This is a genomic window from Pseudomonas lalucatii (genome assembly GCF_018398425.1).
Classification (GTDB): Bacteria; Pseudomonadota; Gammaproteobacteria; order Pseudomonadales; family Pseudomonadaceae; genus Aquipseudomonas; species Aquipseudomonas lalucatii.
Map to the genome: position 1 here is coordinate 1509592 of NZ_JADPMV010000002.1, position 15604 is coordinate 1525195.

General features: G+C 68.1%; 14 protein-coding genes. 8 read left to right on the plus strand and 6 right to left on the minus strand.

Annotated features, from left to right (window positions below; translation table 11 throughout):
* Window positions 1–283: 283 nt before the first annotated feature.
* From I0D00_RS20590 to choX, 6 genes are all read right to left on the minus strand, one after another.
* Complete coding sequence (locus tag I0D00_RS20590) at window positions 284–1471, minus strand: gamma-butyrobetaine dioxygenase (RefSeq protein ID WP_213641633.1); 1188 nt, start codon at window positions 1469–1471, stop codon at window positions 284–286.
* 80 nt (window positions 1472–1551) lie between these two features.
* Window positions 1552–2040: a thioesterase family protein gene (locus I0D00_RS20595; protein WP_213641634.1), complete on the minus strand. Its 489-nt coding sequence runs from the start codon at window positions 2038–2040 to the stop codon at window positions 1552–1554.
* Between the two features lie 74 nt (window positions 2041–2114).
* Window positions 2115–2897 (minus strand): SDR family oxidoreductase, encoded by a 783-nt coding sequence (locus I0D00_RS20600; RefSeq protein WP_213641635.1) that lies wholly within the window; start codon window positions 2895–2897, stop codon window positions 2115–2117.
* Between the two features lie 81 nt (window positions 2898–2978).
* Window positions 2979–3944, minus strand: coding sequence for an L-carnitine dehydrogenase (locus tag I0D00_RS20605; protein ID WP_213641636.1), 966 nt, complete (start codon window positions 3942–3944; stop codon window positions 2979–2981).
* Window positions 3945–4036: 92 nt separating this feature from the next.
* Window positions 4037–4924, minus strand: a complete 888-nt coding sequence (gene cdhC / locus I0D00_RS20610; RefSeq protein WP_213641637.1) for a 3-dehydrocarnitine:acetyl-CoA trimethylamine transferase CdhC — start codon at window positions 4922–4924, stop codon at window positions 4037–4039.
* A gap of 93 nt (window positions 4925–5017) precedes the next feature.
* Window positions 5018–5956 carry a choline ABC transporter substrate-binding protein gene (gene choX / locus I0D00_RS20615; RefSeq protein WP_213641638.1) on the minus strand — a complete coding sequence of 313 codons (939 nt, stop codon included), beginning with the start codon at window positions 5954–5956 and terminating at the stop codon, window positions 5018–5020.
* 243 nt (window positions 5957–6199) lie between these two features.
* On the opposite strand from choX, the gene I0D00_RS20620 reads away from it, so the two are divergent.
* The 8 genes from I0D00_RS20620 to I0D00_RS20655 all read left to right on the plus strand — a co-directional run bounded on the left by I0D00_RS20620 (window position 6200) and on the right by I0D00_RS20655 (window position 15587).
* Window positions 6200–7147: a GlxA family transcriptional regulator gene (locus I0D00_RS20620; protein WP_213641845.1), complete on the plus strand. Its 948-nt coding sequence runs from the start codon at window positions 6200–6202 to the stop codon at window positions 7145–7147.
* 207 nt (window positions 7148–7354) lie between these two features.
* The gene (locus tag I0D00_RS20625; protein ID WP_213641639.1) at window positions 7355–8332 is read left to right on the plus strand and encodes a dipeptidase; all 978 of its coding nucleotides are present in this window, start codon (window positions 7355–7357) and stop codon (window positions 8330–8332) included.
* Between the two features lie 80 nt (window positions 8333–8412).
* A complete protein-coding gene (locus I0D00_RS20630; protein ID WP_213641640.1) occupies window positions 8413–8943 on the plus strand; it encodes a 4-vinyl reductase in 531 nt (176 codons plus the stop codon).
* A 15-nt stretch (window positions 8944–8958) separates the two neighbouring features.
* Window positions 8959–11019, plus strand: a complete 2061-nt coding sequence (gene dgcA / locus I0D00_RS20635) for an NADH:flavin oxidoreductase (protein ID WP_213641641.1) — start codon at window positions 8959–8961, stop codon at window positions 11017–11019.
* Window positions 11020–11171: 152 nt separating this feature from the next.
* Complete coding sequence (gene dgcB / locus I0D00_RS20640) at window positions 11172–13133, plus strand: (Fe-S)-binding protein (protein WP_213641642.1); 1962 nt, start codon at window positions 11172–11174, stop codon at window positions 13131–13133.
* Entirely contained in the window at window positions 13133–14356 is a 1224-nt protein-coding gene (etfA, locus tag I0D00_RS20645; RefSeq protein ID WP_213641643.1) for an electron transfer flavoprotein subunit alpha, read from the plus strand. The genes dgcB and etfA overlap by 1 nt, the downstream gene beginning before the upstream one ends.
* A 74-nt stretch (window positions 14357–14430) precedes the next feature.
* Entirely contained in the window at window positions 14431–15204 is a 774-nt protein-coding gene (gene etfB / locus I0D00_RS20650) for an electron transfer flavoprotein subunit beta (RefSeq protein WP_213641644.1), read from the plus strand.
* Between the two features lie 134 nt (window positions 15205–15338).
* Window positions 15339–15587, plus strand: coding sequence for a hypothetical protein (locus I0D00_RS20655; protein ID WP_213641645.1), 249 nt, complete (start codon window positions 15339–15341; stop codon window positions 15585–15587).
* Window positions 15588–15604 lie beyond the last annotated feature (17 nt).

Here is a 15604-nt window from a genome sequence, read left to right on the forward strand (position 1 = left end):
CCGGGCACTGGTTCTGGTTCCTCCGCAGTTGTTGATCCCGGCACCCAGGGTGTCGGACGGGTTGCTCCGGCCAGGCGGCGCTATCGCGGCGGCGCCTGCCCGGTGAAAGTGCGCGGGCCTCAGCGCCCGTCTGCCGCCCCTTTCGCGCCGTGCCCGGCGGGTCGCCGGCTATTCCTTGGAAATCGAGACGAACTGCATTGTTATGAAGATAAAAAGCCATTAGAAGCAATATAAAGCCGGCCTTTGACCCCGTTTTGCTTATCCCGGCGCCCGGCCGCCCGTCCTAGCGCTGCAGCACATGGATGCGCGACAGCAGCTCGTCGCGATCGACATAGCAGCCCTTGAAGTGCCGCGCACCGCTGCTCGGGTCGAACTCGGTACGGGCATGCAGGGTGCGGCGGTTGTCGAAACACCACAGCTGCCCGGCCTCCAGCCGGCGCTGCACACGGAAGCGCGGTTCGCGGGTCATCTCGATGAAGCGCCGGTAGGCGCTGTACAGCGCCGCCATGCGCTCGACGGGCGCGTCGAACGGGCCCTTGAGGAAGTTGCCCATGCGAATCTCGCTGACCGCCCCGTAGGCGTCCAGGGCGATGATCGGCGCCAGGCAGCGGTAGTCGCTGGTGCGGCTCTTGTTGCGGAACTCGATCGGCGTGTCGCACAGGGTGCGGAACAACTCGGGGGCCTCCTGGTGCAGCGCCTCGGCGATGGCGAAGCCGTCGACGAACACGCTCTCGCCGCCCGTGGCGTCGTTGACCAGGCAGTGCAGGAACTGCAGCCCGGGCTCCAGCTCGCGGGTCGGCAGGTCGGTGTGCAGCGGCAGGTTGAAGGAGGTGTAGGCATTGCTGTCGGCATCGGCCTTGGACTTCACGTCGAACAGCACGCCGAAGTTGCTCTCGCGAATGAAGGAGATGCGCTTGGCCAGCGTCGGCAGCACGTCCTCGGTGGTCGGCACGCCGAGCAACTGGGTCAGGCCGATGTCGCGCACCGCCAGCAGCCAGTGCAGCAGCGCCTGGTCGTCCGCCATCACCGCCTGGTAATCGAACTGCGGCAGCTGCTCGTTCATCTCCGCCGCCCACAGGCGACTCTGCGGCCGCTGCGCGCGACGCTCGGCGCGCGAGGCGTCGTCGTAGGCGTGGGCGCGCAACCAGCCGGGGTGAAAGCGGCTGTGGTGGCCGTCCTGCCAGTCGATCAGCAGGTGGCCCTGCTCGTCGATGCGGGTGCGCTGGGGGTGCAGCTGCTCCGGCACATCGACGATCTCGAACAGCTGCTCGCGGGTCACGGCGTAGACGCACTTGCTGCAGGAACAGTTGTCGCGCAGCCATTGATGGTGAAAGGGGCTGACGCGGCCGTCGCTCCAGACGGTTTCCAGCGCATCCGCCGCGCCTTTGACCTCCACCAGGTCGGCGCTGATCGGGTAGCTGCGCCAATCGGCGATCGGCGGGTTTTCCAGGGACGTATCTACGGCGTTCATTGCGATCTCCTTGGAGGATACGGGCAAGCGTTGTGGCTATCGCCTGGGCTGAGAAAGGTTAAACGGTCGATAGCGGCGACCTAGGCCTGGGCCCGCACGGGCGGCAGGCCGATCACGCAGCCGACGCAGGCCGGCTGCGGCAGGTCGCGATGGGCCGCGGCCAGGGCCAGCACCTGCTGCATCACCTGCTCGTCGAACGGTGCCGAGCGCGAGGTGCCGGTGTCGATGTTCATCAGCATCTGCTCGCTTTCCGCCAGCGAGGCCTCGACGCCTACGCGGTGCAGGCTGTGGTGAACGTGCAGGCGCTTGCGGTCCTGGGCCAGCAGCTGGGTGCGCACCTCGACCTGCTCGCCCAGCTTGACCTCGTCGAGGTAGTTCAGGTGGCACTCCAGGGTGTACAGGGTGTGGCCGGTACGCGCCCGCCCGGCCTCGTCGAGGCCCAGCCGGTCCATCAGCGCGTCGGTGGCATAGCTGAAGATCAGCAGGTAGAAGGCGTCGCGCAGGTGGCCGTTGTAGTCCACCCAGTCGGGGAGGATCGCGGTCTGGTAAACGGTCGGGGGTTGCGACATCGGTCGGACTCCTTGGCCCGGGCGACAGCTGGTCGCCGGGCGCTGTGGTGGTGGGGGCAATGCCGGGGCCGGGCTCAGGCGTTGGCCAGGGTATGGGTGTCGCCGTCGACGCTCAGGGCCTGGCCGGTGATCTTGGCCCCGGCCCTGGAGCTGAGGAACAGGATCATCGCGGCGATGTCCTCGGGGTCGATGAAGGTCTTCAGCGAGCACTGGCTGACGTAGGCGGCGCGCACGTCAGCCTCGCGCTTGCCGCTGGCCTTGGCCTCGCGGGCGATCACCCCGTCCATCCGGGCGCCGCTGATCGATCCCGGGCAGATGGCGTTGACCCGGATGCCGTAGTCGCCCACCTCCATGGCCAGCGACTTGGACAGACCGGTCACCGCCCACTTGGCCGCCGCATAGGGGGTGCGCAGCGGGTAGCCCATGATCCCGGCGGTGGAGGAGATGTTGACGATCGAGCCGCCACGGGCCGCCTTCATCAGCGGCAGGGCCTGCTTGCAGCAGTAATAGGTGGAATGCAGGTTGACGTCGAAGGTGGCGCGCCAGGCCTGGCTGTCCAGACCCTCGAGGTGGCCGGCCGGACCGGCGATGCCGGCATTGTTGACCAGCACGTCGAGGCCGCCGAGCACGGTCTGGGCCTCCGCGAACCAGCGCTCGACCTCGGCCTCGTTGCCGACATCGACCAGCGCGCCGCTGAGCGACGGCTGTTCGCCGAGCAAGGCGTCCAGCGCCCGCGCATCGACGTCGCAGATGTGCACCCGGGCGCCGGCGGCGAGAAACGCCAGCGCCGTGGCCCGGCCGATGCCCGAGGCTCCTGCCGTGATCATCACCCGCTGCTGCTGTAGGTCGTCGAACATGGCGCGCTCTTCCTCGAATTATTCTTGGGGTGGTCTGCCGCCGGGCGGATGGTCCCTGGCAAAACGCCAGGGACCTGCACCTCAGTCGGCGAAGTCGAAGCCGTGCTTGGCCTTGGTCGCCTTGATCGCGTCCATCACCGCCATCAGGCAGTCGTCGCGGTAGCGCTCCAGCTCGGCGATGCTGCGCTCGCCCTGCTGCAGCGCGGTGCCGTCCACCACGCTGTCGATCAGCTGGTCGGTCAGCTCCGGCGCCTCCAGATAGGTCCAGGGCAGCTTCAGCGCCGGGCCGAACTGCGACATGAAGTGGCGCATGCCGGCGTTGCCGCCGGCCAGGGTGTAGGTCAGGAAGCTGCCCATGAACGACCAGCGCAGGCCGGCACCGAAGCGGATCGCGTCGTCGATCTCGCCGGTGGTGGCCACGCCGTCGTTGACCAGGTGCAGCGACTCGCGCCACAGCGCCTCGAGCAGGCGGTCGGCGATGAAGCCCGGCACTTCCTTGCGCACGTGCAGCGGGCGCATGCCCAGCGCGGTATAGACCTGGATGGCGGCCTGCACCGCGTCCGCCGCGGTCTTCTCGCCGCCGACCACTTCCACCAGGGGCAGCAGGTAGACCGGATTGAAGGGGTGACCGACCACGCAACGCTCGGGGTGCACGGCATCGGCGTAGAACTCGCTGGGCAGCAGGCCCGAGGTGCTCGAGCCGATCAGCACGTCGGGACGCGCGGCGGCGCTGATCTTGGCATGCAGGTCGAGCTTGAGCTCGAGGCGCTCCGGCGCGCTTTCCTGGATGAAGTCGGCGTTCTTCACGCACTCCTCGATGGTGGCGACGAAGCGCAGCCGCTCGGGCGCGGCGCCGGGCACCAGGCCCTGCTGCTTGAGCGCCGGCCAGGCGTTGGCGATACGCTCGCGCAACGCCTCCTCGGCGCCGGGCGCCGGGTCCCAGGCCACGACGTCGAGGCCATGGGCCAGGGCGCGGGCGATCCAGCCGGCGCCGATCACGCCGGTACCGAGGGCGGCGAAGGTCTTGATCTGAGTAACGAACGACATAACGACTCCTGCGGGTTCGGCCCCCGAGCGTGCGGGGACCGGCAATGGGATCGGGGCCGGCGTCGGGCCGGGCCGCCGATGGACGTCGGGGCTCAGCCGCGGGGCTTGAGGCCCATCTTGGCGCGGCCCTCGGCCGGGGTCAGGACGCGGCCGCCGAGGCGCTGGACGATCTCCACCGCGCGCTCGACCAGGGTGCCGTTGGTGGCGTAGACGCCCTTGTCCAGCCAGATGTTGTCTTCCAGGCCGACCCGCACGTGGCCGCCCAGCAGCATGGCCTGGGCGACCATCGGCATCTGCAGGCGGCCGATGCCGAAGCCGGCCCACTTGGCGCCCGCCGGCAGGTTGTCGGCCATGGCCTTCATGGTGGTGGTGTCGGCCGGAGCGCCCCACGGGATGCCCAGGCAGATCTGGAAGATCGGGTCGTCCAGCAGGCCTTCCTTCATCATCTGCTTGGCGAACCACAGGTGGCCGGTGTCGAAGATCTCCAGCTCGGCCTTCACCCCCAGCTCGGTGATGCGCTTGGCGCCGGCACGCAGCTGCGCCGGGGTGGCCACGTAGATGTAGTCGCCGTCGCCGAAGTTCAGGGTGCCGCAGTCCAGGGTGCAGATCTCCGGGCGCAGCTCCTCGATGTGGGCCAGGCGGGTCAGCGGGCCGACCAGGTCGGAGCCGAGGCCGAATTCCATCGGCTGCTCGCCCGGACCTATCTCCAGGTCGCCGCCCATGCCGGCGGTGAGGTTGATGATCACGTCGGTGTCGCTCTCGCGGATGCGCTCGACCACCTCGCGGTACAGTTCGACATCGCGGCTGCCCTTGCCGGTCTTGGGGTCGCGCACATGGCAGTGGGCCACGGTGGCGCCGGCCTTGGCCGCCTCGATGGCGGCGTCGGCGATCTGCTTCGGGGTGACCGGAATGGCCGGGTTCTTGCCGACGGTGTCGCCGGCGCCGGTGACTGCACAGGTGACGATCACTTCGTAGTTCATGGGGTCTGCATCCTTATTCGGGGCGAGTGGGGGCCGTGCGCCCGGCGGGGCGCATGGCGATTGGTCGGGGTTGGGGGTAACCGGGGGGCCGGCTTACTCGAGTGCGGCCTGCACGGCGGCGAGGCCGTCCTTGCCGTCGAAGGTGGTCACGCCGGCCAGCAGCCGGCCGAGTTCCTGCGGGTTGTCCTTGAGCCACTTGCGCGCCACGGCCTTGGCGTCCTCGCGGGCCATGATCGGCTCCATCAACTGGCTTTCCTGGGCGGCGCTGAAGGTCAGGTTGCCCAGCAGCTGGCTGGCGTTGGGGCAGCGCTGGGCGTAGTCCGGGGCGGTGACGGTCCAGACGGTGGCCAGGCCCTCATCGGCGCCGAACACGTCCTGGCTGCCGGTCAGGTAGGTCAGGTCCATCTTGATGTTCATCGGGTGCGGCTTCCAGCCGAAGAACACCACCGGCTTGTTGTTCCTCACCGCACGACCGACCGCGGCGAGCATGGCCGCCTCGCTGGACTCGACCAGCGTGAAACCGCCGAGGCCGAACTGGTCGGTGTCGATCATCTGCTGGATGGTGGTGTTGGCGCCGGTGCCCGGGTCGATGCCGTAGATCTTGCCGTCCAGTTGCTCGCGGAACTTGGCGATGTCGGCGTAGGTCTTCAGGCCCGCCTCGGCCAGGTAGGTCGGCACCGCCAGGCTGGAGATGCCGTCGGCCAGGCCGGGCTCGGCGAGCACCTTGACATCGCCCTTGGCCAGGAACGGCTTGATGTTGTCGTCCATCAGCGGCTTCCAGTAGCCGAGGAAGAAATCCACCTGCTTCTTGCCGATGCCGGAGAAGATGATCTGCTGCGAGGCCTGGGTCTGGGTGGTCTGGTAGCCCAGGCCTTCGAGCAGGGTGCTGGCCACGGCCGTGGTGGCCACCACATCGGTCCAGCCGACCAGGCCGATGCGCGCCTTCTGGCAGCTGGCATCCTCGGCCGCCAGCAGCGACGAGCTGAACAGGGTGGCCAGGCAGCAGCCGGCGACAAGCTTGAGACCTTTCATTGATGCGCCCTCTCGTGAGCTTTGCGGTGCTTCCGCGTTCTTGTTCTACAAGCCGGGGAGCTGCGTCCCCGGCCCACGGCGATCAGCCGGTGGACCCATCATTACCCAGCCGAGCCCCCGTTCATTCGCACTAGAACGACCAGCTGTTGAACCAAAGCGACTTTGCCAGTTGCACTTGCGCCAGGACTGCCGTTTAGTTGATGGCTGTAATCGTCGACTCCGCCCCGGATGACCCAGCCCCAGATGGCCCAGACCTTTCACTTCCTGCTGATGCCCGGCTTCTCGATGATGGGCCTGATGTCAGCCGTCGAACCCCTGCGCGCCGCCAACCGCTTCAGCCACGAGCTGTTCGAGTGGCGCCTGCTCAGCCTGGACGGCGCGGCGGTGCAGAGCAGCGGCGGCATGTCGCTGAACGTCGACGCCGCCCTGCAGATGCCGGCCGGCGCCGACAGCCTGTTCGTGGTCGCCGGCTACGATCCGCTGGAGCACTTCAACAGCCGCCTGGCCGCCTGGCTGCGCCGCGCCGAACGCGAGGTGGCGGTGCTCGGCGGCATCGACACCGGCAGCTTCGTCCTGGCCGAGGCCGGCCTGTTCGGCAAGGAGCGCCTGACCCTGCACTGGGAGGCGATCAACGCCTTCAAGGAGCGCTACCCCCTGCTGCAGGTGACCCAGGAACTGTTCGAGATCGACGGCCGGCGCATCACCAGCGCCGGCGGCACTTCGAGCCTGGACCTGATGCTGACCCTGATCGGCCGCGACCATGGCCACGAGCTGGCCCTGGACGTCTCCGAGCAGTTCGTCCTGGGGCGCATCCGCACCCGCCAGGACCACCAGCGCATGCAGATCGCCAGCCGCTACGACCTGCACAACAAGAAGCTGGTGCAGGTGATCGGCGAGATGGAGCGCAACAGCGAGCAGCCCCTGGGCTCCCAGGCCCTGGCCGAACTGGTCAGCATCACCCCGCGCCAGCTCGAGCGGCTGTTCCGCAAGCACCTGAACGAGACGCCCTCGACCTTCTACCTCCACCTGCGCCTGGACAAGGCCCGCCAGCTGCTGCGCCAGACCGACCTCAGCGTGCTGGAGGTCGGCCTGGCCTGCGGCTTCGAGTCCTCGTCCTACTTCTCGCGCTGCTACCGCAGCCGCTTCGCCTGCTGCCCCAGCCAGGATCGCCACGAGCACCCGGCGGCCTGACGACAGGCGCCAGACGAGCATTGCCGCGGCCTGTAGGCGCTGCGGCGCCGGGCCATGGCCCGGCCTTATCCGATCACGACACGGCATTGACGCTTTCGGCAATACCCCAGTCGTTTTTGCATCGGGTCCCCCGGCCCCCAAGGAATATGCTGCCCCCAAAGCGCCAGCAGCGGGTTTGGCGCCTCGAAACCAAAAGGGGACAGCCTGATGAGCCCAGCCGAAGTACACGCCGATAGCATCGTCATCGACGGTCTGATCATTGCCAAGTGGAACCGCGAACTGTTCGAAGACATGCGCAAGGGCGGCCTGACCGCGGCCAACTGCACGGTATCGGTCTGGGAAGGCTTCCAGGCCACCGTCAACAGCATCGCCGCCAGCAACAAGCTGATTCGCGAGAACAGCGACCTGGTGATGCCGGTGCGCACCACCGCCGACATCCATGCGGCCAAGGCCCAGGGCAAGACCGGCATCCTCTACGGCTTCCAGAACGCCCACGCGTTCGAGGACCAGATCGGCTATGTCGAGGTGTTCAAGCAGCTCGGCGTAGGCATCGTGCAGATGTGCTACAACACCCAGAACCTGATCGGCACCGGCTGCTACGAGCGCGACGGCGGCCTGTCCGGCTTCGGCCGCGAGATCGTCGCCGAGATGAACCGCGTCGGCATCATGTGCGACCTGTCCCACGTCGGTTCGAAGACCAGCGAGGAAGTCATCCTCGAGTCGCAGAAGCCGGTGTGCTACTCGCACTGCCTGCCGTCCGGCCTGAAGGAGCACCCGCGCAACAAGTCCGACGAGGAACTGAAGTTCATCGCCGACCACGGCGGCTTCATCGGCGTGACCATGTTCGCCCCCTTCCTGAAGAACGGCATCGACTCGACCATCGACGACTATGCCGAGGCCATCGAGTACGTGATGAACATCGCCGGCGAGGATGCCATCGGCATCGGCACCGACTTCACCCAGGGTCACGGCAAGGAATTCTTCGAATACCTGACCCACGACAAGGGCTACGCCCGCCGCCTGACCAACTTCGGCAAGATCGTCAACCCGCTGGGCATCCGCACCGTCGGCGAGTTCCCCAACCTGACCGAGACCCTGCTCAAGCGTGGCATGCCCGAGCGCACCGTGCGCAAGGTCATGGGCGAGAACTGGGTGCGCGTCCTCAAGGACGTCTGGGGCGAATAAGCCCTCCTCTACCACTTACCGCGACCCTCTCCGCCTGCCGGAGAGGGGGCTAGACCACCGAATTCCGGAGTTTGAAGATCATGGCAAAACACGCCCCCGAAATGCCCATCGAAGTCGACAGCGAAACCGGCGTCTGGACCACCGACGCCCTGCCGATGCTCTACGTACCGCGGCATTTCTTCGTCAACAACCACATCGGCATCGAGGAAGTGCTGGGCGCCGACGCCTACGCCGAGATCCTCTACAAGGCCGGCTACAAGTCCGCCTGGCACTGGTGCGAGAAGGAAGCCGAATGCCATGGCCTGTCCGGCGTGGCGGTGTTCGAGCACTACATGAAGCGCTTGTCGCAGCGTGGCTGGGGCCTGTTCAAGATCCAGTCGATCGACCTCGACAAGGGCACCTGCGAGGTGCGCCTGGATCACTCCGCCTTCGTCTACGTGTACGGCCAGTGCGGGCGCAAGGTCGACTACATGTTCACCGGCTGGTTCGCCGGCGCCATGGACCAGATCCTCCAGGCCCAGGGCAGCAGCATCCGCACCCAGGCCGAGCAGGTCTACGGCGCTTCGGAAGAAGGCCACGACCACGGTCTTTTCGTCGTCAAGCCGCTCTAAGTCGAGGAACGAGTCATGGCCTTCGAAGCAATGTTCCAGCCGATCCAGATCGGCAAACTGACCATCCGTAACCGCGTGCTGTCCACCGCCCACGCCGAGGTCTACGCGACCGACGGCGGCATGACCACCGAGCGTTACGTCAAGTACTACGAAGAGAAGGCCAAGGGCGGCATCGGCCTGGCCATCTGCGGCGGCTCCTCGGTGGTGGCCATCGACAGCCCCCAGGAGTGGTGGGCCTCGGTGAACCTGTCCACCGACCGCATCATCCCGCACTTCCAGAATCTGGCCGACGCCATGCACAAGCATGGCGCCAAGATCATGATCCAGATCACCCACATGGGCCGTCGCTCGCGCTGGGACGGCTTCAACTGGCCGACCCTGATGTCGCCGTCGGGCATCCGCGAGCCCGTGCACCGCGCCACCTGCAAGACCATCGAGGTCGAGGAGATCTGGCGAGTGATCGGCAACTACGCCCAGGCCGCGCGCCGCGCGAAGGAAGGCGGCCTGGACGGCATCGAGCTGTCCGCCGTGCACCAGCACATGATCGACCAGTTCTGGTCGCCGCGCGTGAACAAGCGTACCGACGAGTGGGGCGGCACCTTCGAGGGCCGCATGAAGTTCGGCCTGGAAGTGCTCAAGGCCGTGCGCAAGGAGGTCGGCGACGACTTCTGCGTGGGCATGCGCATCTGCGGTGACGAGTTCCACCCGGACGGCCTGTCCCACGAGGACATGAAGCAGATCGCCAAGTACTACGACGACACCGGCATGCTCGACTTCATCGGCGTGGTCGGTTCGGGTTGCGACACCCACAACACCCTGGCCAACGTCATCCCGAACATGAGCTTCCCGCCGGAGCCCTTCCTGCACCTGGCGGCCGGCATCAAGGAAGTGGTCAAGGTGCCGGTGCTGCACGCGCAGAACATCAAGGACCCGAACCAGGCCACCCGTATTCTGGAAGGCGGCTATGTCGACATGGTCGGCATGACCCGCGCGCACATCGCCGACCCGCACCTGATCGCCAAGATCAAGATGGGCCAGGTCGACCAGATCAAGCAGTGCGTCGGCGCCAACTACTGCATCGACCGCCAGTACCAGGGTCTGGACGTGCTGTGCATCCAGAACGCCGCGACCTCCCGTGAGTACATGGGCCTGCCGCACATCATCGAGAAGACCACCGGCGTCAAGCGCAAGGTGGTGGTGGTCGGCGGTGGCCCGGCCGGCATGGAGGCGGCCCGCGTCGCCGCCGAGCGTGGCCACGACGTCACCCTGTTCGAGAAGAAGGAGCAGCTCGGCGGGCAGATCACCACGGCGTCCAAGGCGCCGCAACGCGACCAGATCGCCGGCATCACCCGCTGGTACCAGCTGGAACTGGCCCGGCTGAACATCGACCTGCGCCTGGGCACCGGCGCCGACCCCGAGTCCATCATGGACCTGCGTCCGGATGTGGTGGTGCTGGCCAACGGCGGCCATCCGTTCCTCGAGCAGAACGAGCACTGGGGCGCCGCAGAAGGCCTGGTGGTCAGCAGCTGGGACGTGCTCGACGGCAAGGTCGCCCCGGGCAAGAACGTGCTGGTGTACGACACCATCTGCGAATTCGGCGGCATGTCGGCGGCGGACTTCCTCGCCGACAAGGGCAGCCAGGTGGAGATCGTCACCGACGACATCAAGCCGGGCGTGGCCATGGGCGGCACCTCCTTCCCCACGGCCTACCGCAGCGTGTACCCCAAGGAAGTGATCATGACCGGCGATATGATGCTGGAAAAGGTCTACCGCGAGGGCGACAAGCTGGTGGCGGTGCTCGAGAACGAATACACCGGGGCCAAGGAAGAGCGCGTGGTCGACCAGGTGGTGGTGGAGAACGGCGTGCGTCCTGACGAGACTCTCTACTACGCACTGAAGGAAGGCTCGCGCAACAAGGGCCAGATCGACGTCGAGGCACTGTTCGCGATCAAGCCGCAGCCCTGCCTCAGCGAAGCCGGCGACGGCTACCTGCTGTTCCGCATCGGTGACTGCGTGGCCCAGCGCAATACCCATGCGGCGATCTACGACGCGCTGCGCCTGTGCAAGGACTTCTAAGCCTGCACGCATGACTCCCTCTCCCCCGGGGAGAGGGCGGGGGTCGGGGGTTCTGGCAGGCATTGTCAGAACCCCTCGGCCTATCCCTCTCCCCGCCGGGGCGAGGTGACTGGATTGACGCCGCTTTCAGGTCCCGGCAAGGAGACCAAACGATGTTGAACACCCTTCTCCCCATTCTGCTGTTCGCCGCACTGGCCCTGGCCGTGCTCGGCGCGGCCAAGCGCTTTCTGATGTGGCGCCGCGGCAAGCCGGCCCAGGTCGACTGGATCGGCGGTCTGTTGGCCATGCCGCGCCGCTACCTGGTCGACCTGCACCACGTGGTCGAGCGCGACAAGTACATGTCCAAGACCCACGTGGCCACCGCCGGCGGTTTCGTCCTGGCGGCCGTGCTGGCGATCCTGGTGCACGGTTTCGGCCTGCACAGCAAGCTGCTCGGCTATGCCCTGCTGGCGGCCACGGTGCTGATGTTCGTCGGCGCCCTGTTCGTCGCCAAGCGCCGGCGCAACCCGCCGGCGCGGCTGTCCAAGGGCCCGTGGAACCGCCTGCCGAAGAGCCTGCTGATGTTCGCGGTGAGCTTCTTCATCGCCACCCTGCCGGTGGCCGGCATCCTGCCGGCCGACTTCGGCGGCTGGGTCCTCGCCCTCATCCTCGCCGTCGGCGTGGCCTGGGGCGTGTCCGAGCTGTTCTTCGGCATGACCTGGGGCGGGCCGATGAAGCATGCCTTCGCCGGTGCCCTGCACCTGGCCTGGCACCGCCGCGCCGAGCGCTTCGGCGGCGGCCGTTCGACCGGCCTCAAGGCGCTGAACCTGGATGACGTCGCCGCGCCCCTGGGCGTGGCGAAACCCACCGACTTCACCTGGAACCAGCTGCTGGGCTTCGACGCCTGCGTGCAGTGCGGCAAGTGCGAGGCGGTGTGCCCGGCCTTCGCCGCCGGCCAGCCGCTGAACCCGAAGAAGCTGATCCAGGACATGGTCATCGGCCTGGCCGGCGGCACCGACGCCAAATTCGCCGGCAGCCCCTACCCGGGCATCCCGCTGGGCGAGCACGGCGGCGGCCCGCACCAGCCGATCGTGGTCCAGGGCGGCAAGGGCCTGGTCGAGGCCGATACCCTGTGGTCCTGCACCACCTGCCGCGCCTGCGTCGAGGAATGCCCGATGATGATCGAGCACGTCGACGCCATCGTCGACATGCGCCGCCACCTGACCCTGGAAAAGGGCGCCACCCCGAACAAGGGTGCCGAGGTGCTGGACAACCTGATCGCCACCGACAACCCTGGCGGTTTCGCCCCGGGCGGTCGCCTGAACTGGGCGGCGGACCTCAACCTGGCGCTGATGAGCGACAAGCAGGAAGCCGAGGTGCTGTTCTGGGTCGGCGACGGTGCCTTCGACATGCGCAACCAGCGCACCCTGCGCGCCTTCGTCAAGGTCCTCAAGGCGGCCGAGGTGGACTTCGCCGTGCTCGGCCTGGAGGAGCGCGACAGCGGCGACGTGGCTCGCCGCCTGGGCGACGAGGCGACCTTCCAGCAGCTGGCCAAGCGCAATATCGCGACCCTGAGCCAGTACCGCTTCAAGAAGATCGTCACCTGCGACCCGCACAGCTTCCACGTGCTGAAGAACGAATACGGCGCCCTCGGCGGCCACTACGAAGTGCTGCACCACAGCACCTACATGGAAGAGCTGATCAGCGGCCAGAAGCTCAGCCTCGGCCAGCACAAGGGCGGCAGCGTCACCTATCACGATCCGTGCTACCTGGGCCGCTACAACGGCGAGTACGAAGCGCCGCGCAGCGTGCTCAAGGCCATCGGCATCGAAGTGAAGGAAATGGAACGCTCCGGCTTCCGCTCGCGCTGCTGCGGCGGCGGCGGCGGCGCGCCCATCACCGACATCCCCGGCAAGCAGCGGATTCCCGACATGCGCATGGTCGACATCAAGGAGACCGGTGCCGAACTGGTGGCCGTGGGCTGCCCGCAGTGCACCGCCATGCTCGAGGGCGTGGTCGAGCCGCGGCCGCAGATCAAGGACATCGCCGAGCTGGTCGCCGACGTGCTGCTGGAAGCGCCCGCCCCGACCAAGAAGCCGGCGCCCGTCAAGCCTGAAGCCCTGGAGGTGCATTGATGAGCGACATTATCCGCCGCGACCCCCGCGCCGAATGGATCGCCCGCAACCGCCTGCACCCGCTGCACGCGGCCATGCAGGTGGCGCAGACCAGCTGGATGGGCCCCAACGGCGTCATCCGCAAGAACCCCCACGCGGTCGGTTTCATCGGCCCCAACGGCATCAAGCGCATCGACCGCTCCGGCGCCCAGCAGGGCGGCAGCCAGAAGCGCTCGGCAGCCAGCGCCGCGGTGCAGTTGCCGCTGCACGTGGTCGAGCAGCCGGCGTTCTACATCGCCGTGGTCCCGGACATGATCGGCGGTCGCCTGTCGGCCCACGACAAGGACCTGCTCGGCCTGGCCCACAAGCTCGCCGGCAGCGACGGTGCGGTGCTGGCCGTGGTGTTCGGCGAGCATAAGGAGAGCGCCTTCGATACCGCCGGCGTCGACCGCCTGCTGCAGATCGAGGGCGAGGCCTTCGACGGCTACGCCCCGGAACAGCGGGTGCTGGCCCTCAGCGCCGTGGAAAGCCAGCTGGCGCCACGCCACTGGCTGCTGCCGGACAGCCGCACCGGCGGCGGCGAGCTGGGCCGCCGCCTCGGCGCCAAGCTCGGCGAGCGCCCGGCCACGCGGGTCTGGCAGGTCGCCGACGGCCAGTGCATCGGCCGTGCCGGTGCCGGCCAGCAAGACCTGGCGCGCCAGGCGCCACGGCTGATCCTGGCCGCCGCCGAATGCGCCGAGCCGGTCGGCGACACCCGTCACGAGGTGCGCCCGGTCGAGCTGCAGGACCAGATCGCCCACAGCCTGCCACGCATCGAGGACCTCGGCGCAGTGGCCGTGGACCCGGCGCTGATCCCCATGGCCGAGGCCGAGTTCATCCTCTCCGGCGGCAACGGGGTCAAGGACTGGGCCCAGTTCCACCAGGCCGCCGAAGTGCTCGGCGCCACCGAAGGCGCCTCGCGGGTGGCGGTGGACGACGGCTTCATGCCGCGCAACCGCCAGGTCGGCGCCACCGGCACCTGGGTCACCGCGCGGGTCTATATGGCGGTGGGCATCTCCGGCGCCATCCAGCACCTGCAGGGCATCGGCGCCTGCGACAAGGTGGTGGCGGTGAACATGGACCCGGGCTGCGACATGATCAAGCGCGCCGACCTGTCGGTGATCGGCGACTCGGCCGAGATTCTCCAGGCACTGATGGACAAGGTCAGCGCCTACCGCCAGGGAGGTGCCCGCGATGCGGCCTGACGCTCTCGGCGCCCGGACCTGCTCCGGGCCGTTCGCAACTTTTTCCCGGATCGATTCCGGGCTACGGGTGAGCCATGACTGACTTGAACATCATCACCCTGGTCTCGGTCGGCGCCCACCCGACCTCCGGTCGCGCCCGCCGCGCCGAACAGGATTCCCGCGCCGTCGAGCTGGGCCTGCGCCTGGCCGGCGACAGGCTGCAGGTGCTGCACGCCGGCGACCCCCAGGAAGAGGCGCTGCGCGCCTACCTGGGCATGGGGCTGGCGGAGATGGCGGTACTCGAGCAACCCAAGCAGGCCGACGCCCTGCCGGCGCTGACCCGCTACCTGCAGGAGGCCGGCGCCCAGCTGGTGCTGACCGGCAGCCAGGCGGAGACCGGCGAGGGCTCGGGCATGCTGCCCTTCCTCCTGGCCGAACGCCTGGGCTGGCCCCTGGTGGTCGGCCTGGCCGAGGTGGAGAAGGTGGAGAACGGCGTGGCCCAGGTGCTGCAGGCCCTGCCCCGCGGCCAACGCCGCCGCCTGCGGGTGCGCCTGCCGTTCCTCGCCAGCGTCGACAACGCCGCGCCCACGGCCCGGCAGAGCGCCTTCGGCCCGGCCCGCCGCGGTCAGTTGCGCGCCCAGGACGTGGCCGTGGTCGAGGACCAGTTGCTGGCCGAGGCCCAGCTGCAGCCGGCCCGCCCGCGGCCCAAGCGCCTCAAGGTGATCAAGGCCAAGACCGGCGCCGAGCGGATGAAGGCGGCCACCGCCAAGGCCTCCGGCGGCGGCGGCAAGGTGCTCAAGGATGTCTCGCCACAGGAAGGCGCGGAGGCTATCTTCAACCTGCTGATCGAAGAAGGGGTGCTGCGCTGAGCGCAGCCACCCAGCCGACCGACGTCAGGATGGGCGGAGCGCCACGCGCCCCAGGCCGAACGCAAGCAGAGCGGGGTGACGCCGCGCGCGGCCACCCCATCCTACGTCGAGCCCATTGACGGAGAATCCGCACCATGATGCATGCCGACCTGATCGACCAAGAGGACTTCCGCGACCGCCTGGTGGCGCTGGGCCTCTCCATTCCCCCCGGCGTCAGCGCCGAGCAGGCCTGCGAATACGCGGTCCAGGGCCTCAGCCCGGATCGCGCCCAGGCCCTGCGGCGGCTGGTCGAGGAGCTGCTGGGCGGCAACGCCACCCTGCTGCCGACCGTGCGCGAGGCCATTTCCCGCCACCTGCTGCCGGCCCTGGTGCCGCGCGGATAGGCTGTCAGCGGCAATGA

Excerpts from the sequence above, each read along its gene's own strand:
- I0D00_RS20590 (WP_213641633.1), bottom strand. The coding sequence starts at position 1,471 with ATGAACGCCGTAGATACGTCCCTGGAAAACCCGCCGATCGCCGATTGG.
- I0D00_RS20595 (WP_213641634.1), bottom strand. The coding sequence starts at position 2,040 with ATGTCGCAACCCCCGACCGTTTACCAGACCGCGATCCTCCCCGACTGG.
- I0D00_RS20600 (WP_213641635.1), bottom strand. The coding sequence starts at position 2,897 with ATGTTCGACGACCTACAGCAGCAGCGGGTGATGATCACGGCAGGAGCC.
- I0D00_RS20605 (WP_213641636.1), bottom strand. The coding sequence starts at position 3,944 with ATGTCGTTCGTTACTCAGATCAAGACCTTCGCCGCCCTCGGTACCGGC.
- cdhC (WP_213641637.1), bottom strand. The coding sequence starts at position 4,924 with ATGAACTACGAAGTGATCGTCACCTGTGCAGTCACCGGCGCCGGCGAC.
- choX (WP_213641638.1), bottom strand. The coding sequence starts at position 5,956 with ATGAAAGGTCTCAAGCTTGTCGCCGGCTGCTGCCTGGCCACCCTGTTC.
- I0D00_RS20620 (WP_213641845.1), top strand. The coding sequence starts at position 6,200 with ATGGCCCAGACCTTTCACTTCCTGCTGATGCCCGGCTTCTCGATGATG.
- I0D00_RS20625 (WP_213641639.1), top strand. The coding sequence starts at position 7,355 with ATGAGCCCAGCCGAAGTACACGCCGATAGCATCGTCATCGACGGTCTG.
- I0D00_RS20630 (WP_213641640.1), top strand. The coding sequence starts at position 8,413 with ATGGCAAAACACGCCCCCGAAATGCCCATCGAAGTCGACAGCGAAACC.
- dgcA (WP_213641641.1), top strand. The coding sequence starts at position 8,959 with ATGGCCTTCGAAGCAATGTTCCAGCCGATCCAGATCGGCAAACTGACC.
- dgcB (WP_213641642.1), top strand. The coding sequence starts at position 11,172 with ATGTTGAACACCCTTCTCCCCATTCTGCTGTTCGCCGCACTGGCCCTG.
- etfA (WP_213641643.1), top strand. The coding sequence starts at position 13,133 with ATGAGCGACATTATCCGCCGCGACCCCCGCGCCGAATGGATCGCCCGC.
- etfB (WP_213641644.1), top strand. The coding sequence starts at position 14,431 with ATGACTGACTTGAACATCATCACCCTGGTCTCGGTCGGCGCCCACCCG.
- I0D00_RS20655 (WP_213641645.1), top strand. The coding sequence starts at position 15,339 with ATGATGCATGCCGACCTGATCGACCAAGAGGACTTCCGCGACCGCCTG.